The organism is Marinibaculum pumilum (assembly GCF_042646425.1).
Taxonomy (GTDB): domain Bacteria; phylum Pseudomonadota; class Alphaproteobacteria; order Ferrovibrionales; family Ferrovibrionaceae; genus Marinibaculum; species Marinibaculum pumilum.
The window spans coordinates 74,417-99,793 of the sequence record NZ_JBHRTR010000031.1; the positions used below are offsets into that span (position 1 = coordinate 74,417).

Here is a 25,377-nt window from a genome sequence, read left to right on the forward strand (position 1 = left end):
TTTCGACGGTCGCCGTCAGGCGCCGGCGCCGAGCCGGGCGCGGATCGCGTCCTTCAGCTCGGAAATGGTGAACGGCTGGCCGGTCACCTTCGACAGGCTCTCGGCCGGAACCAGGTACTGCGACCGCAGCAGGGTGGCGAACTGCCCGGTATTCATCTCCGGCACAAGCACCTTGCCGGTGCCTTCCAGGATGCTGCCCAGGTTGCGCGGCAGCGGCCACAGGTAGCGGACATGGACATGGGCCACGTCCAGCCCCTCGTTGCGCAGCGCGACGACGGCCTGGCGGATCGGCCCGTAGGTGGAGCCCCAGCCGACGACGGTGAGCGCCGCACCGGGACCGCCCTCGGTGAACGCCTGCTCCGGCACGTCCTGGGCGATCCCGTTGATCTTGTCCGCCCGGACGTTCGTCATCTTCTGGTGGTTCGCCGGGTCGTAGGAGATATGGCCGGTCTCGTAGTCGCGCTCGATGCCACCGATGCGATGCTCCAGGCCCGGCGTACCGGGGATCGCCCAGTTGCGGGCCAGGGTCTCCGCGTCGCGGTGGAACGGGCTGAACCCTTCCGGGTCGGTCCGGAAGCTGACCGGGAACGGTTCGCGGTCGTTCATGTCCGGAATCAGCCATGGCTCGGCGGCATTGGCGATATAGCCGTCGGACAGCAGCATCACCGGGGTCATGTACTTGGTGGCGATGCGCACCGCCTCGATCGCGGCATCGAAGCAGTCGCCGGGGCCGTGCGCGGCGATCGCCGGCATCGGCGCATCGGCATTGCGGCCCCAGACGGCGAGGTAGAGGTCGGACTGCTCGGTCTTGGTCGGCAGGCCGGTGGAGGGGCCGCCGCGCTGGGTGTCGACCACCACCAGCGGCAGCTCCGCGCCGATCGCCAGGCCGATCGCCTCCGTCTTCAGGGCGATGCCGGGGCCGGAGGAGGCGGTGATGCCCATCGACCCGGCATAGGAGGCGCCGATCGCGGCGCAGGCGGCGGCGATCTCGTCCTCTGCCTGGAAGGTCACAACGCCGAACTGCTTCAACCCCGACAGGATGTGCAGCAGGGGCGAGGACGGCGTGATCGGGTAGGAGCAGAAGGTCATCTTCAGATGCGCCAGCTCGCAGCCCGCCACCAGGCCCCAGGCCAGTGCCTGGGCGCCGGTGATCAGCCGGTAGGTGCCGGGCTCAACCTCGCGCTTGGGCACGCGGTAGCCGCGCATCTCGCCCGACAGCTCCATCGTCTCGCCATAGGCATGGCCTGCCTTCAGCGCGGCGATGTTCGCCTCCGCCACCTCCGGCAGCTTGGCGAACTTCGCGGCCAGCCAGTCCAGGGTGGCCTGCGGGTCGCGGTCGTACATCCAGTAGACCAGCCCCAGCACCCACATGTTCTTGCAGCGCAGGGCGTCCTTCTGGCTCAGCCCCATCGGCCGCGCCACGTCGAGGACCCGCTGCGAGATGTCGATCTCCAGCACCTGGTAGCCGCCAAGGGTGCCATCGGCCCGCGGATCGCCGTCGAAGCCGGCCTGCCGCAGGTTGCGGTCGGTGAAGCTGCCGGAATCCAGCAGCACCAGCCCGCCCTTGCGCAGGCGCTTGATGTTGACCGCCAGCGCCGCCGGGTTCAGGGCGACCAGCACGTCGGGCGCATCGCCCGAGGTCTCGATGCTGGTGGCGCCGAAATTGATCTGGAAGGCGGAGACGCCGTAGGTGGTCCCGACCGGTGCCCGGATCTCTGCCGGGAAGTCGGGGAAGGTCGCCAGGTCGTTGCCGGCCAGGGCGGTCGCCTGGGAGAACTGGCTGCCGGTGAGCTGCATGCCGTCGCCGGAATCCCCGGCGAACCGCACCACGACGCTGTCGCGCTCCTCACGGGGCGCCGACGGGCGCTTCTGGTCTTCCTGAAGTAGCGGTGTGCTCATACCAAAATCCGTTTCTGGCCCCATCCTCGTCGCGCCCGGCATCCCCGGGGACGACCGGTTCGGCGCTCTGCCGGCGTGCACGCAGCAGGCCGTGTGTCCATCATCGCGGCCGGCGGCGGCAGGGCATTCTCGTTTTCGTCCGAAACCCGGGGCGGCTGGCCCCTCTGCCCGCTCCACCGCGCCGCAACCATACTGCCCTGCGCGCCCATCCTGCCGGCGCCGGAAAGGCGGGGCGAGGCGATGGACCGCGTAGGCGGCGCAGGGCATCGAGGCGCGGAGGGTAAGGTCAGGCAGACTTCGAACGGATGGCATTCCCCCTTGGATATCGGCCGAAACCAACCGGCCGACATCGTCCCGTCATACTACCACGCCGCGGGTGACGGCGAGGCACCAATCCTAGCGCCCCGTAGCCCTTGGACGCCGATCCTTGCGCCCTGTTCCAGGGCAATCCCTAATGGCGGGTCCAATATGGGGCACGACCCGGCCGGCGGAAATCCCACCCCGCGCAGGGCGGCCGAACGCAGGGTGCATGGCCGTTGGGGTGACCAGCGGCGCGCCCCCGGTTCCGCAATGCGGCCCAGACTGCGGACAGCACGGAATTTCATTAGCATACAAATGAAATCCACCAGTTGCAATGAGGATGGGGGAATGAGGCGATGGCAATGACGACACTCTCGAATCCGGGCGACACCGACATCCTGCTGGTGATCGACGTCCAGAACGACTTCTGCCCGGGCGGCAGCCTGGCGGTGCCGGACGGCGACTCCATCGTGCCGGGGATCAACGCGCTGGCGGCCCGCTTCGCCCATGTGGTGCTGACGCAGGACTGGCACCCGGCGGGACATTCCTCCTTCGCCAGCGCGCATGCAGGCGCCGCGCCCTTCTCCACCACCGCGATGCCCTATGGCGAGCAGATCCTCTGGCCGGACCATTGCGTCATCGGGACCCGCGGCGCGGCCTTCCATGCCGGGCTGGAGATCCCGCATGCCGAAATGGTGCTGCGCAAGGGATTCCGCCCCGCCATCGATTCCTACTCCGCCTTCTACGAGAACGACCGCACGACCCCCACCGGGCTTGCCGGATACCTGCGGGAGCGCGGCTTCACGCGGGTCTTCGGCACCGGCCTCGCGCTCGATGTCTGCGTCCGCTACTCGCTGGAGGATGCCCGCCGGCTGGGCTTCGACGCGGTCCTGGTGGAGGACCTGGCCCGGCCGATCGACACGCATGGCTCGCTGGCTGCGGCGATGCAGGCGTTCGCGGCCAGCGGCGTGACGCTCGTGCGCGCCGCCGCATGACGCGGCGATGGCTGGTTTCTGCGGCTTCCTGCGGGGTCGCGCGGGCTGTCATGAAAACGTCACATAATTGAAATCAACGAGTCATTCGCCCTCGGTAAGACAGGCCCGGTCCGGGCAGGCGACAGGCCTTCCCGTGGTGCCTCAAGGCCCAGTCAAGGAGGGTGACAGTGAGCAAAAGGTTTCTTACGGCGGCGCTGGCAGGCGCGGCCCTGACCGTCGTTGCGGCCGCCGGTGCGGCGCAGGCGGCCGACCAGATCAAGATCGTCGGTTCCTCGACGGTCTATCCGTTCTCCACCTCCGTGGCCGAGCGCTTCGCGGCCGCCACGAAGTTCCCGGCGCCGATCGTGGAATCGACTGGCACCGGCGGCGGCATGAAGCTGTTCTGCGCCGGCGTCTCCAGCGACACCCCGGACTTCACCAACGCCTCGCGGGCGATCAAGAAGTCCGAGTACGACAACTGCATGGCGAACGGCGTCGACAGCATCACCGAGATCAAGATCGGTTATGACGGCATCGTCTTCGCCAATTCCCGCGAAGCCGACCCGATGCCGGTGACCAAGGAGCAGATCTTCCTGGCCCTGGCGAAGACCGTGCCGGTCGACGGCAAGCTGCAGGATAATCCCTACAAGACCTGGAAGCAGATCGACGCCTCCCTGCCGGACGCGGAGATCCAGGTGCTCGGCCCGCCGCCGACCTCCGGCACCCGCGACGCCTTCGTCGAGCTGGTGATGGAAGAGGCCTGCGACGAGATCGCCGCCTACAAGGCGCTGGAAGGTGACAAGAAAGCGCACAAGGCCGCCTGCACCGCAATCCGCGAGGATGGCGCCTATATCGACGCCGGCGAGAACGACAACCTGATCGTCTCCAAGCTGGTTGCCAACCCGACGGCCTTCGGCATCTTCGGCTTCAGCTTCCTGGACCAGAACGCCTCCAAGATCCGCGGCGAGACGGTCGAGGGTGTCGAGCCGACCTTCGACAACATCGCCGACGGCAAGTACGGCGTGTCCCGCTCGCTGTTCGTCTACGTCAAGGACGCCCATGTCGGCCAGAAGCCGGGCATGAAGGAGTTCATCGACGAGTTCACCTCCGAGAAGGCCTGGGGCCCGGACGGCTATCTGGCGGAGAAGGGCCTGATCCCGCTGCCGGACGACGAGCGCAAGAAGCAGCGCGAGAACGCCATGTCGCTCGGCAAGCTGACCATGTGATCGACCCTTCGGGGTCGGGGCCGGATCCCTGTCGGGTCCGGCCCCTCAGTTCGGGAGGGGCCGCAGCCAACGGGTTGCGGCCCTTTCCAGCCGGTGCCCACGCATCCCCAGCGCCTGAAACAGGGTCGCGTCGGGATGAGGTCGGTGCCGGGCAGTCCGGTCGGGGGGGCCGGGCATTGGGTGACCGCAAGGCCGCCTGAAAGCGGTGGTCGCCTTCGCCAGGCCGGGCCCGATCTGCTACCAGGGCCCGGGTAACGTTGCGCGACACCATCACTCGGGGGAGACGATGGTCCTCGTCATCCTGATCGCCATTCTCGGTCTCGCCTACCTGGCCTTTCACTATGGCCGGCGCCGGGCGCTGGTCCGTCCCGAAGGCCTGCCGGCGAATTTCCATTCGCTGCCCAGCTATTACGGCTACTACACCATGCTCTGGGCGGCGGTGCCGCCGATCCTCGTGCTCTGCGGCTGGCTGATCATCGAGCCCGGCCTGCTGCGCGGGATGATCGAGCAGCAGCTGGCCGGCCAGCTCGACGAGAGTTCCGCCAGCATCGTCCTGGTGATGGAGGATGTCCGGCGCATGGCCTCCGGCGAGCGTGTGCTGCGCGAATACGGCCCGGGCATCCAGCAGGTCGTCGCCGATTATCGCGAGCTGCGCTACATCGCCTATGCCTGCGTGGTGGCGGTGATGGCGGCGGTCGCGGCGGCCGGCTTCCTGTTCGCGCGCACCCGGCTGGTGCCGCAGTTCCGCGCCCGCAACACCGTCGAGAAGGTGGTGATGGCGGCGATGATGTTCTCCGCCTGCGTCGCCATCCTGACCACCGTCGGCATCGTGCTGTCGCTGCTGTTCGAGGCGGTGCTGTTCTTCAACAAATATCCCTTCTTCGACTTCCTGTTCGGCCTGACCTGGAGCCCGCAGGCGGCGCTCCGCGCCGACCAGGTGGGGTCGGGCGAGGGGACCTTCGGCGCCATCCCGCTGCTGGCCGGCACGGCGATGATCAGCCTGATCGCGATGATCGTGGCAGTGCCGATCGGCCTGATGGCTGCGATCTACCTGGCGGAATATGCCAGCCCCCGGATGCGGGCGACCGCCAAGCCGATCCTGGAGATCCTGGCCGGCATCCCGACCGTGGTGTACGGCTTCTTCGCCGCGATCACGGTGGCGCCCCTGTTTTCCGATATCGGCTCCTGGGCCAGCATCCCGACCAGCCCGGACAGCGCCCTCGCCGCCGGCGTGGTGATGGGGATCATGATCATTCCCTTCATCTCCTCGCTGTCGGACGACGTGATCAACGCCGTGCCGCAGTCGATGCGCGACGGCTCCTACGCCTTGGGCGCCACCCAGTCGGAAACCATCCGCAAGGTGCTGATGCCGGCCGCCCTGCCGGGGATCATGGGCGCCGTCCTGCTGGCCGCCAGCCGCGCCATCGGCGAGACGATGATCGTGGTTATGGCCGCCGGCCTGGTCGCGAACCTGACCGCGAACCCGTTCGAGGCGGTGACCACGGTCACCGTGCAGATCGCGACCCTGCTGGTCGGCGACCAGGAGTTCGACAGCGCCAAGACCCTGTCGGTGTTCGCGCTGGGCCTGCTGCTGTTCATCGTGACCCTGATCCTGAACCTGATCGCGCTCCGGATCGTCCGCAAATATCGAGAGCAATATGAGTGAAGCAGCCCTGCACCTGCCGACGATCGCCGAGGTCGCGAAATCGGAAGCGGGACAGCGTCGCCTCCGCCGCCGCTATGCCGCGGAGCGTCGCTTCAAGTATTACGGCCTGGCCGGGATCGGCCTGGGGGTGCTGTTCCTGGCGGTGATGCTGGTGAACATCGTCTCCACCGGCTGGACTGCCTTCCTGCAGACCTACATCCAGATCGAGGTGACCTTCACCCCCGAGTTGGTGGACCCGTCCGGGGCCCGGACGGAAGACGCGCTGCGGCAGGGCGACTACTACACGCTGGCCCGCGACGCGCTGAAGCAGACCTTCCCGGAGGTGACGGGACGCAGCGAGCGCCGGCAGCTCAACGCCCTGATCTCCGTCGGGGCGGAACACCAGCTGCGGAACATGGTGATCGCCGACCCGTCGCTGATCGGTACCACCCAGCAGGTCTGGGTGCTGGCCTCCGACGATGTCGACATGTTCTGGAAGGGCTATATCGACCGCGACCTGCCGGAAGAGCAGCGCCGCGTGCCCGATGTCCAGATCGCGATGATCGACACCCTGGAATCCCGGGACGCGATCAAGCAGGAATTCAACTGGGCCTTCTTCACCAACGCCGACAGCCGCGAGCCGGAAATGGCGGGCATCGCCGCCGGCGTGGTCGGCTCCTTCCTGACCCTGCTGGTCACGCTGATCCTGTCCCTGCCGATCGGCGTCGCGACCGCGATCTACCTGGAGGAGTTCGCGCCGAAGAACTGGATCACCGACGCGATCGAGGTGAACATCAACAACCTCGCCGCGGTGCCGTCGATCATATTCGGCCTGCTGGGCCTGGCGGTGTTCCTGAACTTCTTCGGCCTGCCGCGCTCCGCGCCCCTGGTCGGCGGCATGGTGCTGGCACTGATGACCCTGCCGACGATCATCATCGCCTCCCGCGCGGCGCTGAAGTCGGTGCCGCCGTCGATCCGCGAGGCGGCTTTGGGCCTGGGCGCCTCGCGCCAGCAGGCGATGCTGCATCATGTCATGCCGCTGGCCCTGCCGGGCATCCTGACCGGCACCATCATCGGCATGGCGCAGGCGCTGGGCGAGACGGCGCCGCTCCTGATGATCGGCATGGTGGCCTTCGTGGCAGAGGTTCCGGGCGGCATCACCGATCCCTCCACCGCATTGCCTGTCCAGGTCTTCATGTGGGCCGGCAGCGCCGAGGCCGCCTATCAGGAGAAGACCTCGGCGGCGATCATGGTGCTGCTGATCTTCCTGATCATGATGAACGCGTTCGCCATCTGGCTGCGCAAGAAATTCGAACGGAGATGGTGACCATGGCCGAGCAGGCAGTCGAGAGCACCCCCCGGGTGCCGCGCAGCGAACTGAATGGCCGGGACCCGCATGCCCGGATCGAGGGACCGCATAACGCCGGCGGGCTGCTGACCGACGGCCGGGTGCCGCGGATGACCGCGCGGGAGCTGAACTTCTTCTATGGCGCAAAGCAGGCGCTGTACGACATCAACATCGACATTGCCGAGAAGGAGGTCACTGCCTTCATCGGCCCGTCGGGCTGTGGCAAGTCGACCTTCCTGCGCTGCCTCAACCGAATGAACGACTATATCGACATCGCCCGGGTCGACGGCACGATCAAGCTGGGCGACCAGGACATCTACGATCCCAGCCTGGACGTGGTGCAGCTGCGCGCGCTGGTCGGCATGGTGTTCCAGAAGCCGAACCCGTTCCCGAAGTCGATCTACGAGAACGTCGCCTACGGCCCGAAGATCCACGGCATGTGCCGCAACAAGGACGAGATGGACCAGGTGGTCCAGTCCAGCCTGGAGCGCGCCGGCCTTTGGAACGAGGTGAAGGACCGGCTGGATCAGCCGGGCACCGGCCTGTCCGGCGGCCAGCAGCAGCGCCTCTGCATCGCCCGCGCCATTGCGGTCAGCCCGGACGTGGTGCTGATGGACGAGCCCTGCAGCGCGCTGGACCCGATCGCGACCGCGAAGATCGAGGAGCTGATCGACGAGCTCCGCCAGAACTTCACCATCGTGATCGTCACCCATTCCATGCAGCAGGCCGCCCGCGTCTCGCAGCGCACCGCCTTCTTCCATCTGGGCGTGCTGGTGGAGTGCGGCGAGACCGAGCAGGTCTTCACCAACCCGCGGGAAGAGAAGACCCAGGCCTATATCACCGGCCGCTTCGGCTGAGCCGCGGCGCGATAGACCGCGCACCGCCGCCGCAGCACCGCCGCAGCCCGAGAACGGAGGCACCCATGGCGCCCGCCGCTGAACATACGGTCAAGTCCTACGACGCCGAATTGACCGCCCTGTCGACCACCATCGCGCAGATGGGCGGCCTGGCGGAGGCCCAGCTCTCTTCCGCGATCACCGCCATCGCCCGCCGCGACGTGGGGCTGGCCGGCAAGACGATCGAGGCCGATACCCGGGTCGACGCGCTGGAGCGCCAGGTGGAGGAGCAGTGCGTGCGCATGCTGGCACTGCGCCAGCCGATGGCCTCCGACCTGCGCCGCATCGTCTCCAGCTTGCGGATCTCCAACGACCTGGAGCGGGTGGCGGACTATGCCGCCAATATCGCCAAGCGCTCCATCGCGCTGAGCCAGGCGCCGGTGGCACGGCCCTCCTTTGCGATCCCGCGCATGGGCCATCTGGTGCAGGCGCAGATCAAGGACTGCCTGGACGCCTTCCTGCGGGAGGACGAGGAACTGGCGAGGCAGGTCATCGAGCGCGATGCGGAAGTCGACGAGATGTACAACTCGCTGTTCCGCGAACTGCTCACCTACATGATGGAGGATCCGCGCTGGATCACCCTGGGGGCGCATCTTCTGTTCATCGCCAAGAACATCGAGCGGATCGGCGATCATGCGACCAACATTGCCGAGCAGGTCTTCTATTCGGTGACCGGAGAGACCCTGGCGGACGATCGCGCGAAGGGCGACGAAACCCCCTATCTGACGCAGGAAGCGGTCGAGGAAGACAGCGCCGCGCAGACCCGCTAAGGCACCGCCCGTGAACATCGCAGCCCATGGAAGAGAGATGAAGCCCCGGGTACTGATCGTCGAGGACGAGGCGGCCCTGGTCGCCATGATCCGCTACAACCTGGAGAAGGAAGGCTATCGCTGCGACGAGGCCACCGACGGCAACGAGGCGATGATGAAGGTCGCCGAGGAGCGCCCCGATCTGGTGCTTCTGGACTGGATGCTGCCGCAGCTCTCCGGCCTCGAGGTCTGCCGCCAGCTGCGCCGCAACCCGGCGACCCGCAACGTGCCGATCATCATGCTGACCGCCCGCGGCGAGGAGAGCGACCGGGTGCGCGGCCTCGATGCCGGCGCCGACGACTATATCTCCAAGCCGTTCAGCCCCAGCGAGCTGACCGCCCGGATCCGCGCCGTGCTGCGCCGGATCCGCCCGGCCCTGACCGAGGAACTGCTGGTGTCCGGTGACATCACCATGGACCTGGCTGCCCATCGGGTGACCCGGAGCGGCCGCGAGGTGCGGCTGGGGCCCACGGAGTTCCGCCTGCTGCGCTATTTCATGGAACATCCGGGCCGGGTGCTGTCGCGCGACCAGCTGCTGGATGCCGTCTGGGGGCGGGACGTCTATGTCGAGCAGCGCACCGTCGACGTGCATATCCGCCGCCTGCGCAAGGCGCTGAACAGCCGCGAGGACAAGGACCTGATCCGCACCGTGCGCTCCGCCGGCTACGCACTGGAAAGCGCCGCCTGACCCTGCCGACCCAAGCATCTCTGGCGGTCCCCCTGCACCTGCACGCCCGCCTCGGCTAGACTGCGCCGCGCGCGGGATCGTGACCGCGCGAAGGGCGCCTGCGCAGGCAGCGCCCGGCACCACGGGGGAAGGTCCGGATGGCCGACAATATGCGCATCGAATCCGACAGCATGGGCGAGATCGAGGTGCCCGCCGACCGCTATTGGGGCGCGCAGACGCAACGGTCGCTGCACCATTTCTCGATCGGCAACGACATCATGCCGAAGGAGGTGATCACCGCCTTCGGCATCCTGAAGAAGGCCGCCGCCCTGACCAATGCGGAGCTGGGCAAGCTGCCGCAGGACAAGGCCGACCTGATCGTGAAGGCGGCCGAGGACGTGGTCGCCGGCAAGCTGGACGGCAATTTCCCGCTGCATGTCTGGATGACCGGCAGCGGCACCCAGTCGAACATGAACGTCAACGAGGTGATCGCCAACCGCGCCATCGAACTGGCCGGCGGCGTGCGCGGATCGAAGGACCCGGTGCACCCGAACGACCATGTGAACATGTCGCAGAGTTCCAACGACACCTTCCCGACGGCGATGCATATCGCCGCCGCGGTGGCGCTGGAGACCCGGCTGAAGCCGAAGCTGATCGTGCTGCGCGACGCGCTGCGGCGGAAGGAGGCGGAGTTCGCCCCGATCGTGAAGATCGGCCGCACCCATCTGCAGGACGCGGTGCCGCTGACCCTGGGGCAGGAATTCTCCGGCTATGTCGCGCAGCTTGAGGCGGACCTGCGCCGCATCGATGCGGTGATGCCCGACCTGCTGGAACTGGCGATCGGCGGCACCGCCGTCGGCACCGGACTGAACACCCACCCGAAGTTCGCGGCGACGGCATCCGCCCATATCGCCACCCTGACCGGGCTGCCCTTCGTGCCGGCGCCGAACAAGTTCGCTGCCCTGGCCGCGCACGACGCCATCGTCATGGCGTCGGGTGCCCTGCGCACCCTGGCCTGCTCCCTGATGAAGATCGCCAACGACATCCGCTGGCTCGCTTCCGGCCCGCGCTGCGGCATCGGCGAGCTGATCCTGCCGGAGAACGAGCCCGGCTCCTCGATCATGCCGGGCAAAGTCAATCCGACCCAGTCGGAGGCGATGACCATGGTCTGCGCCCAGGTGATGGGCTACGACGCCGCGATCGGCTTCGCCGGCAGCCAGGGCAATTTCGAGCTGAACGTCTTCAAGCCGCAGATGATCTTCAACCTGCTGCAGTCGGTGGCGATGCTGAGCGATTCCATGCAGAACTTCGCCGAATTCGCGGTCGAGGGGATGCGCGCCGACACCGACCGGATCGCCGACCTGCTGAGCCGTTCGCTGATGCTGGTCACCGCGCTGGCGCCGTCGATCGGCTACGACAATGCGGCGAAGGCGGCGCATCACGCCCATGTCCACGGCAGCACGTTGAAGGAGGCCTGCCTGGAACTGGGCCTGCTCTCGGCGGAGGAATTCGACCGCGCCGTGGTGCCGGAGAAGATGGCTCATCCGAACGCCTGATACCGGAGCGGCGCCCCCGCCGGGACCTGCACAGCAGTCGGAACCTCACCATGCGGCGAATGCGCAAGATCCTGTACTGGACCCTGGGGGGCATAGGCGCCCTGGCCGGCCTGCTTGTCGTCGTGGCGGTGGCCTACATTCTGTGGCTCAGCCAGTCGGTCCCGGTTCGCGGCGGCGGGGTCCAGGTCGGCGGCATCGCCCGGCCGGTCACCGTGCAGCGGGACATGCAGGACGTGCCCTATATCCGGGCCGGCGGCCAGGCGGATGCCTATTTCGCGCTGGGCTTCGTTCATGCGCAGGAACGGCTGTGGCAGATGGACATCTACCGGCGGATCGCCGCCGGCCGGATGGCGGAGGTGGTCGGCCCGCTTGCGGCCGATGCCGATGCCTTCATCCGCACCCTCGGGATCTATCGCCTGGCCAAGGCCGATGCGGCACAGATGCCCGAACAGCTGCGCATGCCGTTCGACTCCTATGCCGCCGGCGTGAATGCCTACCTGCAGCACCACAAGGGGCCCTGGCCGCCGGAATTCGGCCTGCTGTTCTACGAGCCGGAAACCTGGACCGCCGCCGACAGCCTGGCGATCGGCAAGCTGCTTGGCCTGATGCTGACCGGCAACTGGCAGCGCGAACTGACCCGCGCCGCGCTGATGAAGCGCCTGCCGCAGGAGGATGTCGACTTCCTGCTGCGGGAGCGCCATGACGACCCGCAGGAACGGCAGTCCGCCGCCCCCGGGGCCGACCGGCGCAGCGATGCGGGCGGTGCGATGCCGGGGCTGCCCGACCTGGCGCGGGCGGTGGCGGCACTGCCGGAGGCGATGCCGGGCTGGTTCCGGCTGCAGGGCGCCTCCGCCTCCTGGGTGGTCGACGGCAAGCATACCGAAAGCGGCCTGCCGATCCTGGCCAGCGACCCGCACCTGGCCTTCACCGCGCCGGGGATCTGGTACCTGGCCCGGCTGGCGGCGGACGGCGATCCCGCTGCCGCGGACCTGAACCGGCGCCCCCTGGCGCTGACCGGTGCCACCGCGCCCGGGCTTCCGTTCCATCTGCTGGGCCACAATGCGCATGTCGCCTGGGGTGCGACCACCGCCTATACCGATGCCGCCGACCTCTATTTCGAACGGCTGGATCCGGAGCAGGAGGGCCGCTACCTGACCCCGGACGGGGCGGAACGCTTCCAGAGCCGCGACGAGGTGGTGAAGGTCCGCTTCGGCGATGACCGCAGCCTGAAGGTGCGGCAGAGCCGCCACGGGCCGGTCATTTCCGACGTGCAGGCGAAGGCGCGGGCGCTGGCCGGCGACAGCCATGCCGTGGCCCTGCGCCATCCGACCCTGTTCCCGGCGGACAGCTCCCCGCTGGCGCTCTACCGGATGCAGTTCGCGACCAACGTGGCGGAGTTTCGCGATGCGCTCCGACTGCTGGTCTCGCCGATGCAGAACTTCCTGTTCGCCGATACCGAAGGCGGCATCGGCCATGTCAGCGCCGGCTGGCTGCCGGCGCGCGACGCCGGAACGGGCAAGCTGCCGCAGTCGGGCGCGGAGGCGGCAGCACCGCCGGGCCAGGTGCCGTTCGAGGCCCTGCCGCAGTCGATGAACCCGGCTGGGGGGCGGATTGTCAATGCGAACAACAGCATGGAGACGCCGGGCGACGCCTACGATTTCGGCGACGATTACGACCTGCGCTACCGTGCCGACCGGGTTGCGCAGATGCTGGAGGCGGACCCACTGCACGACGTCGCGGACAGCACCGCGATGCAGACCGACACCCTGTCGCTGATGGCGCGCGAGCTGCGGCCGCTGCTGCTGCAGAAGCTGGCGGAGGCGAAGCCCGACGACCCGGACGCCGCCAGGGCGCTGGACCTGCTGCATGGCTGGGACGACCGGATGAGCGCGAACTCCGCCGCGCCGCTGATCTTCACCGCCTGGCTGCGGGAGTTGAACCGGCACCTGTTCGCCGACGAACTCGGCCCGGACTTCGACAGCTGGTGGGACCTGCACCCGGTGCAGGCGGCCCGCGTGCTGTCGCGCGAGATGCACTGGTGCGACGACAAGACGACGGAGCAGCAGGAGGCCTGCGCCGAGCAATGCGCGGAATCCTTCGACGCCGCGCTGGAAAGCCTGCGGGCGGAATATGGCGACGACATTTCCGACTGGCGCTGGAGCCGGGCGCACCGGGTGAAGTTCCAGCACCCGCTGTTCGGCTTCGTCCCCTTCCTGGACGAGGTCCTGCACACCAGTGCGCCGGCCGAGGGCGGCAGCTACACGCTGGACCGGGGCGGCATGAACATCTCCGGCAGCGACCCCTTCGCCAAGATCCACGGCGCCGCCTATCGCGCCGTCTACGACATGGCCGACCTGGACAGGTCGCTGTACAGCGTCGTGCCGGGCCAGTCGGGCAATCCCTTCGACGCCGATTTCTCCGACAAGGTCGACGGCTGGATCGACGACCGCTACTTCCCGATCCCGGCGGAGATTCCAGTGGGCGAGGTCCAGCACGACATGACCCTGGAGCCACGCTGAGGGGGCCTTGGTCTCAGGGGCCTTTCCTGACGCGCCCCACCACGGCACGCAGTCTTTCTCGGTGACGTGCCTTGCCGTCGTCGTCCTTGGGCTCGACCCAAGGACCGTGACGATACCGCGAAGCTGCGCGGCCGCACGGTCCCGTCGCGGTCCTCGGGTCAGGCCCTACGCGATTCACATATCTCTTCTCTTCGACGCGCCTCCCTGCTGCCGTCGCCCTCGGGCTCGACCCGAGGGGCATGACGGGACAGGGACGCTGCGCAGCTTCGCCGTCTTGCCATGATCCTCGGCTCAGTGGCCGAGGATGACGGCAAAAAGGTAGGACCGCAGGGCTGATCTGGCTCCGCTGACGAGATGTGTGAATCGCGTAGGGTCAGGCCCGAGGACGACGGCAACCGGGGAGGACGGCAGGGCCTGCCAAGTGCGCCGGTGGGCGAGTGAATGCCGTCGGGCTGTCGCCGCTACTCCAGCGCCCGCCAGCCGGCCGAATCCCGGTCCAGCAGCCGCTTGAGCGCGGCGAAGTGCAGGTCGGACTGTTCCCGCACCGCGGCGATGTCGGCGGCGGTGCGGGCCGCGACCGCCTCGTCGACCTGCCGCAGCCGGCCGCCGGTGGAGCGCGCCAGGACCTGGTGCATGCAGGCGCGCTCCAGGTAGTAGAGGTCGTCGAAGGCATGCGCCATGGTCGGTCCGCAGACGATCACCCCGTGGCTGGCGAGGAACAGCACGTCGCCATCGCCCAGCGCAGCCGCCATGCGGTCGCCCTCCGCGCCGTCGAAGGCGACGCCCTGATAATCGTCGTCATAGGCGGTGCGGCCATAGAAGCGCAGGCTGTTCTGGTCCGACCAGGCCAGCCGGCCGCCCTCCAGCAGGGTCAGGGCGGTGCCGTAGGGCATGTGGGTGTGCAGCACGCAGGTCGCGTCGGCCCGCGCCCGGTGGATGCCGGAATGGATGCAGGCGGCGGTGATCTCCACCGGGTGGCGGCCTTCCAGCCGCTTGCCCTGCATGTCGGCCACCACCATGTCGCCGGCGGTGACCTCGTCCCAGTGCAGCCCCTGCGGGTTGATCAGGATGCGGTCGTCCGGCAGGGCGATGGAGAAATGGTTGCAGACGCCTTCGTGCAGGCCCAGGCGCGCGGCGGCGCGCAGGCCCGCGGCAAGATCCTCCCGCGCGAGGTCGAGATCGGCATAGGGATGGTTTCGCATACTCCGAGCTTCGGTCTTCCCGCGGCGGAACGCAAGGCGGAAGGGGCCACCGACGGGCGCTATCCCTTGATCACCGCCGCCCGGATCGCCGCGACCTCCGGCTTCGCCCGCTCCACCAGGCCCAGGGTGTCCATGTAGCTGCGGCTGTCCGTGATCCGGCCCCCGGCATCCAGCAGGTAGCGGTCGATCCGGTCCAGCGGCACGGCTTCGCCCATGAAGCGGCCGGTGCCGTGGAATTCGACGAACAGGACCCGGCCGTCCCCTGCGGGGGCCGACGCCCAGTCGACGGCCTGCACGGGCCCCGGCGACAGCAGCGCCCGCAGCCAGTCCCGGTAGGCGGGCAGGGCGCCGCGCGGCAGGGGCGCTGCCAGGCCGGGGCCCAGATGCCGGCCTTCGGGGGCGTAAAGCGCGGCCAGGGCGGCGGGTGCGCCGTTCCAGGCTTGGGCGAGGCGGTCGACCATGGCCGCATCGTCCGCTGGCGCTGCGGCCGCTCTCACCGGTATGTCGGCGGTGCCGGGAAAGGCGGGCAGGGCGGCGCCGTCCGGCAGGACTGGCCGGAACAGCTCCACCTGGTCGTAGAAACGCCGGCCGCGATGCACCAGCCCGTCCTTCAGGTGGACCCGGTAGAGCGCGCCCCAGTCCAGCGCCGCGCCGCCCAGGCTGCCGGTATTGCGCGCTTCGACGAAAACATGGGATCCCCGCACGGCATGCCGCAACGGGCGGATCAGCAGGTCGGGCACCTTCGCCAGCACCATGGCGATGGCGGCGCCGGTCTGCGCGGCGGGCAGGGGCTCGGCCATGCCGGAATCCTGCAGGCTGCCCTCCGGGTGAAACAGCGGCGCATAGCTCTCGGGCGAAGGCGCGGCGAAGAAGTGGAAGAACATCTGCAGCCAGCTCTCGGCCTGGGCTGCGGCCTCGTCTCGCTCGTCTGTCCGGTCGATCTGCTCGGCCATTGCGGGTCCCCTTGCTGGCGATGCCTGTCCGTGTTGCGGTGACCGCGATATCGCCCGGCCGCCGCTGCAGGCCAATTACCGGCCGGGTAATCGGCAGGCGGCGCGGCCCGCTCTCACCAGGGGGCGTTGGCGGTCAGCACCTCGGCGAACAGGGTGGGGTCCACATTGCCGCCGGAGATCACCGCGACGACGGTGTCGCCGCTGTCGCGATGCGCGGCGATGGCGGCCGCCACCGCGACCGCGCCGCCTGGCTCCGCCACCAGCTTCCAGGACTCGAAGGCGGTGGCCATGGCCTGCGCCACGGCCTCGTCCGTGACCAGGGAGACGCCGGCCAGGAGCCGTCGGTTCAGGGTGAAGGTCAATCTGCCGGGCTGTGGCGACAGCAGCGCGTCGCAGAAGGAGGGGCCGGCGTCGGGATGGCCGACCGGCTCGCCGGCTTCCATCGACAGGGCGGTATCGTCGAAGGCCGCCGGCTCCACCGCATGGATCGCCAGCTCCGGCAGCCAGTCGTGCAGCGCCAGGGCGCAGCCGGCAGTGAGCCCGCCGCCGCCGCAGGGGATGTAGACCGCATCGGGCGGGTCTTCTGCCAGGTCGGCGGCGATCTCCAGCCCCACGGTGCCCTGGCCGGCGATGGTGCCGGGATGATCGTAGGGCGGCACCACGGTCATGCCGCGGTCCTTGGCGATCGCCATGCCCAGCGCCTCGCGGTTGCCGGTGGCCCGGTCATATTCGACCACCTCGGCGCCCCAGGCCTCTGTATTGCGGCGCTTGATGCGGGGCGCGTCCGACGGCATCACGATCACCGCCGGGCAGCCATGTGCCGCCGCGGCCGCCGCGACCGCCTGGGCATGGTTGCCGGAGGACCAGGCCAGCACGCCGCGCGCCCGCACCTCCGGGTCCAGCCCGGCGACCACGTTCATCGCGCCGCGCTGCTTGAAGGCGCCGATCGGCTGCAGGCATTCCGCCTTCACCAGCAGGCGGAACCCCAGCCGGCGGTTCAGAAGCGGGTTCTCCAGGATCGGGGTATGCACCACCAGCCCGGCGATCCGCTCCGCCGCGGTCCGCACATCCTCGATGTTGGGCAGCCGCCCGCTGTCCTCTTCCTCGGTCGCCGCCGACGGACCGGCGGTCATCCGGCGCTGCCGGATTGGTGGCCGGTGTCGAGGCCGGCGAAGAAGCGGTCGATGGCGTCCAGCGCCGGCGCCTCGTTCAGGAGCGGGACATGGCCGCGGTTGGCCAGGACCACCGTTTCCAGCGGCAGGCCCTGTTCCTGGCGGCGGGTCTGCATCTGGGTCAGGGTCTCAGCCGACAGCACGTCGGACAGGGCGCCGCGGATCACCAGAACCGGCACATGGGCCAGGGCGTCGAACAGCGGCCAGAGGTTGGGCGAGCCGCCCTTCACGCTCTCGCGCACCGCATCGCCCAGCTTCAGATCGTAGTCCAGCTCGACCTGCCCGTCGGGCCGCTGGCGGTAGGTGCCTTCCGCCATCCACAGCCAGCCGGCATCGTCCAGGTCCGGATAGGCGGCGGTGTAGCTCTCCTTTTGCAGCGCGGCACCGGCGGCAAGATCGGAGAGCACGACCGGCTTGCCGACATAGTCGGCGATGCGGCCGGCGCCGCTGGCCGCGATCTCCGGCCCGATATCGTTCAGCACCACCCCGGCCAGGCTGGCCGGCTGGGCGGCGCCCAGGCCCATCGCGACCAGGCCGCCCAGCGAGGTGCCGACCACGCCGACCCTGTGCAGGCCGGCCACGGCCAGCAACTGCAGCACGTCGGCGACATAGGCCTGCGGGGTGTAGTTGCGCCAGTTCGGGTCGTAACCGCTCTGCCCGCGGCCGCGATAGTCCATCGCCAGCACGCGCCGGCCGTTTGCCGCCAGGTGCGGCGCCAGGTCCCGGAAATCCTTGCTGTTGCGGGTCAGGCCGGAGAGGCAGAGCGCCGGCACATGGGCACTGTCCGGATCGCCATAGTCGCGGACGAAGATCTCGACATCGTCCTGAGCGCGGAAGCGCAGCTCGCGGAAATCCTCACTCATCTTTCGTTCATCCTTCGGCCCCGACCACCTGCGGCAGGGGCGACAATGTCTGCAGGGTCACGTCCGGCCGGCCGGGCAGCCGCTCCCGGGCCTGGCCGAAGCGGTTGATCCAGACCACCTGGAAGCCGAAATGGCTCGCCGCATGGGCATCCCAGGCGTTGGATGACTGGAAGGAGATCTCCCCCGGCGCCACCTGCAGCCGGTCGCAGGCGAGCTGGTAGACGCGCGGGTCCGGCTTGAAGGTCTTCAGCTCGTCCACCGACAGGACGGCGTCCAGCCGGTCGCGGATGCCGGCATTGTCCACCGCCGCGTCCAGCATGTCGGGGGAGCCGTTGGACAGGATCGCGGTGCGCATCCCGGCCCGCTTCAGCCGGTCCAGCACGTCGGGCACTTCGGGATACGCGCTGAGCCGGAAATAGAGGTGCATCAGTTCGTCGCGCAGCGCCTGGTCCGAAATCCCGTGGCTGTCCATGGCATAGTCCAGCGCCTCGCCCGTGACCTGGGAGAAGGGCGCATAGGCCCCCTGCAGGCCGCGCAGCCAGGAATAGGTCAGCTGCTTCACCCGCCAGGTCTCCGCCAGCGCCTTCCAGCCGTCGCCCAGGATATCGGCGCGGGCCTCCGCCGCAGCCGCCACGTCGAACAGGGTGCCATAGGCGTCGAAGACGCATGCCTTGATCCCCGTCAGCCGGCCGGCGGCCCCGCCGCCATCCGTCTCCCCTGACGCTGCACCGCTGGCCATGGCCGCTCCTCCCTCGCGCTGTCGGATGCCGGCAAGCCTGCCGGGCGCGGGCAGACTAGCGGACCCGCAGATCGTCGGCCAACTGCAGGCGCGCCTCGCCCATCAGGGTGCGATAGACCTGCAGCCCCTCCAGGACCCGCTGGACATAGTTGCGCGTTTCCGAGAAGGGGATCTTCTCCACCCAGTCGATCACGTCGATCTCCTGGCTGCGCGGATCGCCATATTCCGCAATCCACTGCTGCACCCGGCCGGAGCCCGCATTGTAGGCGGCGATCGCCAGCACGTAATGGTCGTTCCAGCGGCGCAGCAGGTCCTTCATGTGGAAGGCGCCCAGCTGCGCGTTGTAGGCGCGGTCCCGGGTCAGCCGGCCGGTGTCGTAAGCCAGCTGCATGGCGCGTGCCACCTCCTTCGCGGTCGCCGGCATCAGCTGCATTATGCCGCGTGCCCCGGCATGGGAAACCGCGTCGGTGCGGAACTCGCTTTCCTGCCGGCTGATCGCATGGACCAGGGCCGGCTCCACGCCCCGCGAGGCGGAAACCAGGTCCTGCAGCACCGGATAGCCGCCGGTGACCTCGATATAGCCGTTCTGGCTGGCGGCCTTTGCCGCCCGCACCGACAGCTCGCTGCGACCGATCATCTCCGACAGGTGGACGACGAGGTTGTACTGCAGCGCGGTCTGCGCATCCTCCATCAGGCTGAGGACGAAGGGGCGGGCGCGCCAGTCCTGGTCCACATTGGACAGGGCCAGCACCACCTGCACCCGCCGGTCGCTGAAAAAGGCGCGCTCCTGCTCCGGCGAGATCCGCTGCGTGGCGGGGAGCTGCATCGGCCCGGCCTCGCCCAGGGCGATGCGGGCAAGCTGGCCGTAATAGGTGGTGGGATGCAGCGCGGCCTCGGCATACCACTGCCGGGCCCGCACATCCTCCCCCAGGGCCGCCGCGGCACGGGCCACCCAATAGGCGCCGCGCGCCTTGGAGATCGGGTAGTTCACTTTCTGGAACATCGGCAGGAAGTGGTTCACCGCCTTGGCCGGGTCCTTCAGGAAACGCAGCGCGATCCAGCCGGCCAGCCACTGCGCCTCGGCATAGCTGGCGCCGTCGGTCTGGCCATGCCGGGCCGCCAGGTCGTAGGCGGCCTTCGGGTCGCCGCGGTCCAGCGCGTCCCGCACCTCGGCCTCCCGCAGGCGCCACCAGCGGTTCTCCTGGCCCAGCTCGTCCGGCGGGCTCTCCAGGATCTCCCGCACGCCGTCCTCGTGGCCGTGCCGGCGCCGCCAGCGCAGGCGCTCATAGGTCAGGCCCGGATCCTTGCGCAGCAGCGGTGGCACCTGCGCGATCAGTTCGTTGACATTGCCGGCGTCGCGATAGAGCGCCATCCGCGCCTTCGCCAGGGCCTGGTAGCCGGGGTTCACGTAGCGCATCGTGCGGGTCGCCGCCGCGCTGTCGCGGTCCCAGAGCTGCCGGTCCAGCCGGGCGACATGATCGCCCTCGCGCAGGCGGCTGCCATGCACCTGCAGGATGCGCTGTTCGTCCTTGGCGTCGAACTCGCCCTCGCGCCAGCCGCGCCGCACCCACAGGGTGCCGTCATTGGTGCGGCCGGCGTCGATCAGGGCGGCACCGTAGTGGATCATGCCGATGCCGCTGACCGGCGGGTGCCGGTCAAACCAGGCGATCATCTGGCGCGGGTCGGTGCTGCCGTCGATCGCCTGCTCGGCGCGGGTGCGCAGGGTGATCTGCCAGGGCCATTCGGGATGAGCGTCGACGAAGGCGGCGATCTGCCCGAAGGTGGCGCCCGAATTCTCGCGGGTGAAGCGGTACCAGGTGACATAGTCGACCAGCGCCGCGCTGCCGGAGCGTTTGGCGGCCGCCAGGGCCTCCGCCCAGCGCCGCGCATCCACGGCGGCGAAGGCGGCGCGCGCTTCCAGCGGGTTCGGCCGGTCGCCGCTGATCCGGTTGCCGGCCGCCGTGTATTGCGCCGTGCGTGCGCGCAACGGCGCATCGGCGGGCCGCGGCCGCGGCGTCGGGGCGGTGGTCACCGGGACCGCCGCGCCAGGCATCTGGCCGTCCGCCAGCACGCCGGGGGCGGGCTGCGGAACGGCGGCCTGCGCCGGGCCGCCGAGAGCCGCCGGCAGGCCGGCTGCGAGCGCCAGGGCCAGCAGGCAGAGACGGCGGGCGGCTGCGGACAGGGAGGGAGCGGTCAGGTACGGGAACGTCATGTTCTCGGTCACCGAAGGGTTCAGGGGGACGGGCATCTGCCGGTCGGGGGCCATGGGCAATCCCGCGGCTTTCCGGAAGGGCGGATCCGGGCCGCCGGTTTGGGATCGCCGTGCCGCGGCGCGCCAGACGCTTTCATCCATGGCCTTTGGCTGCCATATGAAAGCCGGCGTCGCTGCGTGTCATCGCCATCATACATGATCCGCAACGGCGCCGCGCTCCGTCGCCGTGCGGGCACCGCTTGATGGCGGTCAACTTGCTGCGACGGCGGAGCGGGACTAGTCTCCCAGGATGCGACAAGCAGGCGCACAAGCCTGCAGGAACAGAACCGGATACCGGCTATGGCCACAGAATCATTGACCTTTCGGGGATCCATCACCGCCTTGATCACGCCGTTTCGCGACGGCAAGGTCGATTCGAAGGCCTTCCAGTCCTTCGTGGAATGGCAGATCGCGCAGGGCAGTCACGGACTGGTCCCCTGCGGCACGACCGGCGAATCGGCGACCCTGTCCCATGCCGAGCATCGCCATGTGGTCGAACTCTGCATCGAGGCCGCGGCCGGCCGGGTGCCGGTGATCGCCGGCGCCGGATCGAACAGCACGGTCGAGGCGGTGGACCTGGCGAAGCATGCGCAGGGTGCCGGCGCGGACGCCGTGCTGGTGGTGACACCCTACTACAACAAGCCGAACCAGGCCGGCCTCTATGCCCATTTCAAGGCCATCAACGACGCGATCGACCTGCCGATCTTCATCTACAACATCCCCGGCCGCAGCGTGATCGACATGTCGGTGGAGACCATGGCCCGGCTGGCGCAGCTGCCGAATATCCGCGGCGTGAAGGATGCCACGGCGGATCTGGCGCGCACCTCCAAGCAGCGCCTGGCCTGCGGGCCCGACTTCGTTCAGCTGTCGGGCGAGGACGGCACGGCGCTGGGCTTCAACGCGCATGGCGGGGTCGGCTGCATCTCGGTCACGGCCAATGTCGCCCCGGCGCTCTGCTCCGCCTTCCAGGAGGCGACCCTGGCCGGCGACTATAAGACGGCGCTTGCCCTGCAGGACCGCCTGATGCCGCTGCACACGGCTTTGTTCGTGGAGCCCAATCCGGCGCCCGCGAAGTACGCCGCCGCCCGGCTGGGCCTGTGCGCCCCCGACCTGCGCCTGCCGATGGTGCCGGTCAGTGCGGAGACCGCGGCGCGGCTCGACGCGGCGCTGGAAGCCGCCGGCCTGCTGTCGGCGGAGGCGGCGCAGTAGCTTGCCGCCTGACTTCAGGACCGCGTTGCAAGTCACTGTTTTCAAATCGAGTTTGTAAGGCACCCGCATGGCGGAACCCCGGCTCGTGGCGGAGAACCGCAAGGCCCGCCACGACTATTTCATCGACGAGACCTTCGAGGCGGGCCTGGTGCTGACCGGGACCGAGGTGAAGGCGCTGCGCGAGGGCCGCGCCAATATCGCGGAATCCTATGCCTCCGCCGAGGGCGACGAGTTCTGGCTGATCAATGCCCATTTCCCGGAATACCGGCAGGGCAACCGCTTCAACCATGAGCCCCGGCGCCGCCGGAAGCTGCTCTTGCACCGCAAGGAGATCAACAGGCTGACCGGCGCGATCCAGCAGGGCGGCATGACCGTCGTGCCGCTGCGGCTGTTCTTCAACAATCGCGGCATCGCGAAGCTGCAGCTGGGCCTGGCGCGCGGCAAGAAGCTGCACGACAAGCGCGCGACCGAGCGGGAGCGCGACTGGCAGCGGCAGAAGGCCCGCCTGCTGCGGGAGCACAGCTAGCCGGGTTCACGATCGGCTTCGCTGCTCCAGGGCGAAGCCGCGGCAGGTCGCCATTGCCACCGCCACCAGTCGGTGCGTCGTCGGGTCCCCGACCGGCCCGTCTTCCGCCTGGGCATAGACCCGGGCCTCCCCCAGGGACAGCCCCCTGCCGCTGCGGATCGACCGACCGACCGCCAGCAGCCGCACGCCGCAGGCGGGTTCCAGGTTGTGCACCTCGATGCCGGTGGTGGAGGCGGCCCAGCCGGCCGGCATGACGGTATTGGCAGCACTGACCGCGGCATAGTCGGCCAGGGTGCCGACGATGCCGCCCTGGACGTTGCGGCCGTCGAAGGTGATTTCCGGGCGGATCGCCATCTCAAGCAGCGACACCCCTTCGCCCAGACCCAGCACCTTCAGGGCCAGCAGGCGGGTCGCGGGCATCCGTTCGATGGCCAGGCGGATCTCGGGGCGGTGATCGTCGATCAGGTCGATGGCTTGCATGGCAGTTCCCGGAAGGGGGTGAGGGTGGATTAAAGATAACGATCATTATCTATACGCCGCAACGGCTATCGTCGTCCAGGTTCCGAGGGGGACTGGCGGATCCCGGCGGTGGAACGAGGAAGCTCATGCGTTATTCCCGAGAGCATAGTGAAGCCACGCGGAAGCGGATCCTGGGCGCGGCCGCCCGGCTGTACCGGGAGGGCGGCCTGGCGGGCACCGGGGTCGATGCGGTCGCGCAGGCGGCCGGCGTGACCTCCGGCGCGATCTATCGCGCCTTCGGCTCGAAGGAGAAGCTGTTCGAGGCCGTGGTGCAGGACGGGGTCGAGCGGCTCTCTGCCGGCATCGTGCAGCTCCGCCGGGCGCAGCCGGACGGCTGGCCGGCGGCCCTTGCCGGCTGGTATCTGGGCCCGCAGCATGTCGGATCGCCTGGGCAGGGCTGTCTGCTGCCGACCCTGACCCCGGATGTCGCGCGGGGCGGCGAGGCCGCGCGGATCCTGTTCCAGGAGGGCGCGCGGCGGGCGGCCGCGGCCGCGGACAGCGCCGGCCCTGCCGACGGCAGCGATGCGGGCGCGGCGGGCGGCAAGGCACCGGCGTCGGGCTGGGCGACCCTGTCGCTCCTGGCGGGGGCGGTGCTGCTGGCCAGGGCGGCCGGTCCGGGCCCTGTCCAGGACGAGATCCTGAGCTCGGCAGCTGCCGCGATGGAAGGCATGGCGCAGGAAGGGACAGGCGGCAGGGAGCGCCAGGGCGGCGGCTGAGCGCCCGCCCGTGCCGCGTTAGCGGCGGTCCGGCGCGTCGAGCCAGTCGCGGATCCCGGCAAACACGTCGTGAAACATCGCCTCCGTCAGGCGGCCGGTATTCGTGTTGTAGCGGGAGCAGTGATAGCTGTCGAAAAGCGCCGGGCCGCCCGAGGGCTCCCCGACATGCAGGTCATGGCGCGCGCCGTGCCGGAAGGGGTGGGCCGACAGCTTGCGCCCCAGCGCGGTGAGGGTGGAATCATGCGCCACCTTGCCCAGCGCCAGCACCGCGCGGGGGGCCGGCGCGGCGGTCAGTTCGGGCAGCAGGAACGGCCGGCAGGTCCGGATCTCCGCGCCGACCGGCTTGTTCTGCGGCGGCACGCAGCGGACCGCATTGGTGATCCGGCAGCCCCGCAGCTGCAGCCCGTCCCCGGCATGGGCCCCGTACCGGCCGGTGGCGAAGCCGAACTGCAGCAGGGTGGCGTAGAGCAGGTCGCCGGCATAATCCCCGGTGAAGGGGCGACCGGTCTGGTTCGCGCCCTTCAGGCCCGGTGCCAGGCCGACGATCAGCAAGCCGGCATCCGCCGGCCCGAAGGACGGGACCGGCGCATTGTGGAAGGCCGGGTAGAGCGCCCTGTTCGCCTGGCGGAAGTCGGCCAGACGGGGACAGGCGGGGCAGTCGGGCGGCGGCGCCGGGCGGATGGCGGACGGCATGGGTCAGCAGCCGGCGACGGCTGGGTGGCCGTCAGACCGGGCGATGGAACGCCCCGTGATCGTCGTAATCCTCTTCATAGCCGGGATCGTAGTCGTCATCGTCGTCGGGCGCCTGGTCCTCGACGGTCTGGCGGCGGGCCTGCGCCTGGGCGCGATGCGCGGGGTCGCGCTGGATCTTCGACATCAGGTCGGCCAGCTCGATGAACTCGTCGGCCTGCCGGCGCAGTTCGTCGGCCACCATCGGCGGCTGTGTGCGCACCGAGGAGACGATGCTGACCCGCACGCCCTTGCGCTGCACCGCCTCCACCAGGCGGCGGAAATCGCCGTCGCCGGAGAAGATGACGACATGTTCCAGATGCTCGGACATCTCCAGCACGTCGATCGCCAGCTCGATGTCCATATTGCCCTTGATCTTGCGCCGGCCCGAGGCGTCGGTGAATTCCTTCGTCGGCTTCGTCACCATGGTGAAGCCATTGTAGTCGAGCCAGTCGATCAGGGGACGGATCGGCGAATATTCCTGATCCTCGACGAGGGCCGTGTAATAGAATGCGCGGATAAGCCGCCCGCGTGACGAAAATTCTTCAAGAAGACGCTTGTAGTCTATGTCAGCGCCGAGGGAGCGGGCGGCGGAATAAAGGTTGGCGCCATCGATAAACAGCCCGATGCGCTCAGGATAATATTGAGACATTGTGATG

At 69.1% G+C, this 25,377-nt stretch carries 22 protein-coding genes; 12 read left to right on the top strand and 10 right to left on the bottom strand.

The genetic code is table 11. The annotated features are described in order from the left end of the window. Positions 1-15: 15 nt before the first annotated feature. Entirely contained in the window at positions 16-1,899 is a 1,884-nt protein-coding gene (locus ACFOGJ_RS17800; protein WP_379902997.1) for a 2-oxoacid:acceptor oxidoreductase subunit alpha, read from the bottom strand. Between the two features lie 662 nt (positions 1,900-2,561). Here ACFOGJ_RS17800 and pncA point away from each other — a divergent pair. From pncA to ACFOGJ_RS17845, 9 genes are all read left to right on the top strand, one after another. Further along, the gene (gene pncA / locus ACFOGJ_RS17805; protein ID WP_379902999.1) at positions 2,562-3,194 is read left to right on the top strand and encodes a bifunctional nicotinamidase/pyrazinamidase; all 633 of its coding nucleotides are present in this window, start codon (positions 2,562-2,564) and stop codon (positions 3,192-3,194) included. 161 nt (positions 3,195-3,355) lie between these two features. Further along, positions 3,356-4,399 carry a PstS family phosphate ABC transporter substrate-binding protein gene (locus ACFOGJ_RS17810; RefSeq protein ID WP_379903001.1) on the top strand — a complete coding sequence of 348 codons (1,044 nt, stop codon included), beginning with the start codon at positions 3,356-3,358 and terminating at the stop codon, positions 4,397-4,399. Between the two features lie 286 nt (positions 4,400-4,685). After that, positions 4,686-6,065, top strand: coding sequence for a phosphate ABC transporter permease subunit PstC (gene pstC, locus ACFOGJ_RS17815; protein ID WP_379903003.1), 1,380 nt, complete (start codon positions 4,686-4,688; stop codon positions 6,063-6,065). Beyond that, a complete protein-coding gene (pstA, locus tag ACFOGJ_RS17820) occupies positions 6,058-7,371 on the top strand; it encodes a phosphate ABC transporter permease PstA (protein WP_379903005.1) in 1,314 nt (437 codons plus the stop codon). The genes pstC and pstA overlap by 8 nt, the downstream gene beginning before the upstream one ends. A gap of 131 nt (positions 7,372-7,502) precedes the next feature. Next, positions 7,503-8,249: a phosphate ABC transporter ATP-binding protein PstB gene (gene pstB, locus ACFOGJ_RS17825; protein ID WP_379903678.1), complete on the top strand. Its 747-nt coding sequence runs from the start codon at positions 7,503-7,505 to the stop codon at positions 8,247-8,249. 65 nt (positions 8,250-8,314) lie between these two features. Beyond that, positions 8,315-9,058, top strand: coding sequence for a phosphate signaling complex protein PhoU (gene phoU, locus ACFOGJ_RS17830; protein ID WP_379903007.1), 744 nt, complete (start codon positions 8,315-8,317; stop codon positions 9,056-9,058). A 37-nt stretch (positions 9,059-9,095) separates the two neighbouring features. Continuing rightward, positions 9,096-9,785, top strand: coding sequence for a phosphate regulon transcriptional regulator PhoB (gene phoB / locus ACFOGJ_RS17835; RefSeq protein WP_379903009.1), 690 nt, complete (start codon positions 9,096-9,098; stop codon positions 9,783-9,785). Positions 9,786-9,922: 137 nt separating this feature from the next. Continuing rightward, a complete protein-coding gene (fumC, locus tag ACFOGJ_RS17840; protein ID WP_379903011.1) occupies positions 9,923-11,320 on the top strand; it encodes a class II fumarate hydratase in 1,398 nt (465 codons plus the stop codon). Positions 11,321-11,370: 50 nt separating this feature from the next. Then, positions 11,371-13,839 carry a penicillin acylase family protein gene (locus tag ACFOGJ_RS17845; RefSeq protein WP_379903013.1) on the top strand — a complete coding sequence of 823 codons (2,469 nt, stop codon included), beginning with the start codon at positions 11,371-11,373 and terminating at the stop codon, positions 13,837-13,839. Positions 13,840-14,300: 461 nt separating this feature from the next. Here the strand turns inward: ACFOGJ_RS17845 and ACFOGJ_RS17850 are convergent, their stop codons facing one another. The 6 genes from ACFOGJ_RS17850 to ACFOGJ_RS17875 all read right to left on the bottom strand — a co-directional run bounded on the left by ACFOGJ_RS17850 (position 14,301) and on the right by ACFOGJ_RS17875 (position 20,980). Further along, a complete protein-coding gene (locus ACFOGJ_RS17850; RefSeq protein WP_379903015.1) occupies positions 14,301-15,041 on the bottom strand; it encodes an aldolase in 741 nt (246 codons plus the stop codon). A gap of 59 nt (positions 15,042-15,100) precedes the next feature. Continuing rightward, positions 15,101-15,994 carry a nuclear transport factor 2 family protein gene (locus ACFOGJ_RS17855; protein ID WP_379903017.1) on the bottom strand — a complete coding sequence of 298 codons (894 nt, stop codon included), beginning with the start codon at positions 15,992-15,994 and terminating at the stop codon, positions 15,101-15,103. A 113-nt stretch (positions 15,995-16,107) separates the two neighbouring features. Then, the gene (locus tag ACFOGJ_RS17860; protein ID WP_379903019.1) at positions 16,108-17,127 is read right to left on the bottom strand and encodes a threonine ammonia-lyase; all 1,020 of its coding nucleotides are present in this window, start codon (positions 17,125-17,127) and stop codon (positions 16,108-16,110) included. Beyond that, complete coding sequence (locus ACFOGJ_RS17865) at positions 17,124-18,029, bottom strand: alpha/beta fold hydrolase (RefSeq protein WP_379903021.1); 906 nt, start codon at positions 18,027-18,029, stop codon at positions 17,124-17,126. Before ACFOGJ_RS17865 ends, ACFOGJ_RS17860 begins: the two co-directional genes overlap by 4 nt. 7 nt (positions 18,030-18,036) lie before the next feature. After that, positions 18,037-18,768: a haloacid dehalogenase type II gene (locus ACFOGJ_RS17870; RefSeq protein WP_379903023.1), complete on the bottom strand. Its 732-nt coding sequence runs from the start codon at positions 18,766-18,768 to the stop codon at positions 18,037-18,039. Between the two features lie 55 nt (positions 18,769-18,823). Beyond that, positions 18,824-20,980, bottom strand: coding sequence for a lytic transglycosylase domain-containing protein (locus ACFOGJ_RS17875; protein ID WP_379903025.1), 2,157 nt, complete (start codon positions 20,978-20,980; stop codon positions 18,824-18,826). 339 nt (positions 20,981-21,319) lie between these two features. Here ACFOGJ_RS17875 and dapA point away from each other — a divergent pair, with 339 nt between their 5' ends. Then, on the top strand, positions 21,320-22,228 hold the full coding sequence (gene dapA / locus ACFOGJ_RS17880) for a 4-hydroxy-tetrahydrodipicolinate synthase (protein ID WP_379903027.1): 909 nt from the start codon (positions 21,320-21,322) through the stop codon (positions 22,226-22,228). A 67-nt stretch (positions 22,229-22,295) separates the two neighbouring features. Next, positions 22,296-22,754 carry an SsrA-binding protein SmpB gene (gene smpB, locus ACFOGJ_RS17885; protein WP_379903029.1) on the top strand — a complete coding sequence of 153 codons (459 nt, stop codon included), beginning with the start codon at positions 22,296-22,298 and terminating at the stop codon, positions 22,752-22,754. Positions 22,755-22,760: 6 nt separating this feature from the next. On the opposite strand, the gene ACFOGJ_RS17890 is transcribed toward smpB, so the two are convergent. Further along, positions 22,761-23,234 (bottom strand): PaaI family thioesterase, encoded by a 474-nt coding sequence (locus ACFOGJ_RS17890; RefSeq protein WP_379903031.1) that lies wholly within the window; start codon positions 23,232-23,234, stop codon positions 22,761-22,763. 125 nt (positions 23,235-23,359) lie between these two features. On the opposite strand from ACFOGJ_RS17890, the gene ACFOGJ_RS17895 reads away from it, so the two are divergent. Further along, the gene (locus ACFOGJ_RS17895) at positions 23,360-23,989 is read left to right on the top strand and encodes a TetR/AcrR family transcriptional regulator (protein WP_379903033.1); all 630 of its coding nucleotides are present in this window, start codon (positions 23,360-23,362) and stop codon (positions 23,987-23,989) included. Positions 23,990-24,007: 18 nt separating this feature from the next. On the opposite strand, the gene ACFOGJ_RS17900 is transcribed toward ACFOGJ_RS17895, so the two are convergent. Beyond that, a complete protein-coding gene (locus ACFOGJ_RS17900) occupies positions 24,008-24,682 on the bottom strand; it encodes a uracil-DNA glycosylase (RefSeq protein WP_379903035.1) in 675 nt (224 codons plus the stop codon). 31 nt (positions 24,683-24,713) lie between these two features. Further along, a complete protein-coding gene (locus ACFOGJ_RS17905; RefSeq protein WP_379903037.1) occupies positions 24,714-25,370 on the bottom strand; it encodes a LabA-like NYN domain-containing protein in 657 nt (218 codons plus the stop codon). Between the last annotated feature and the right edge of the window lie 7 nt (positions 25,371-25,377).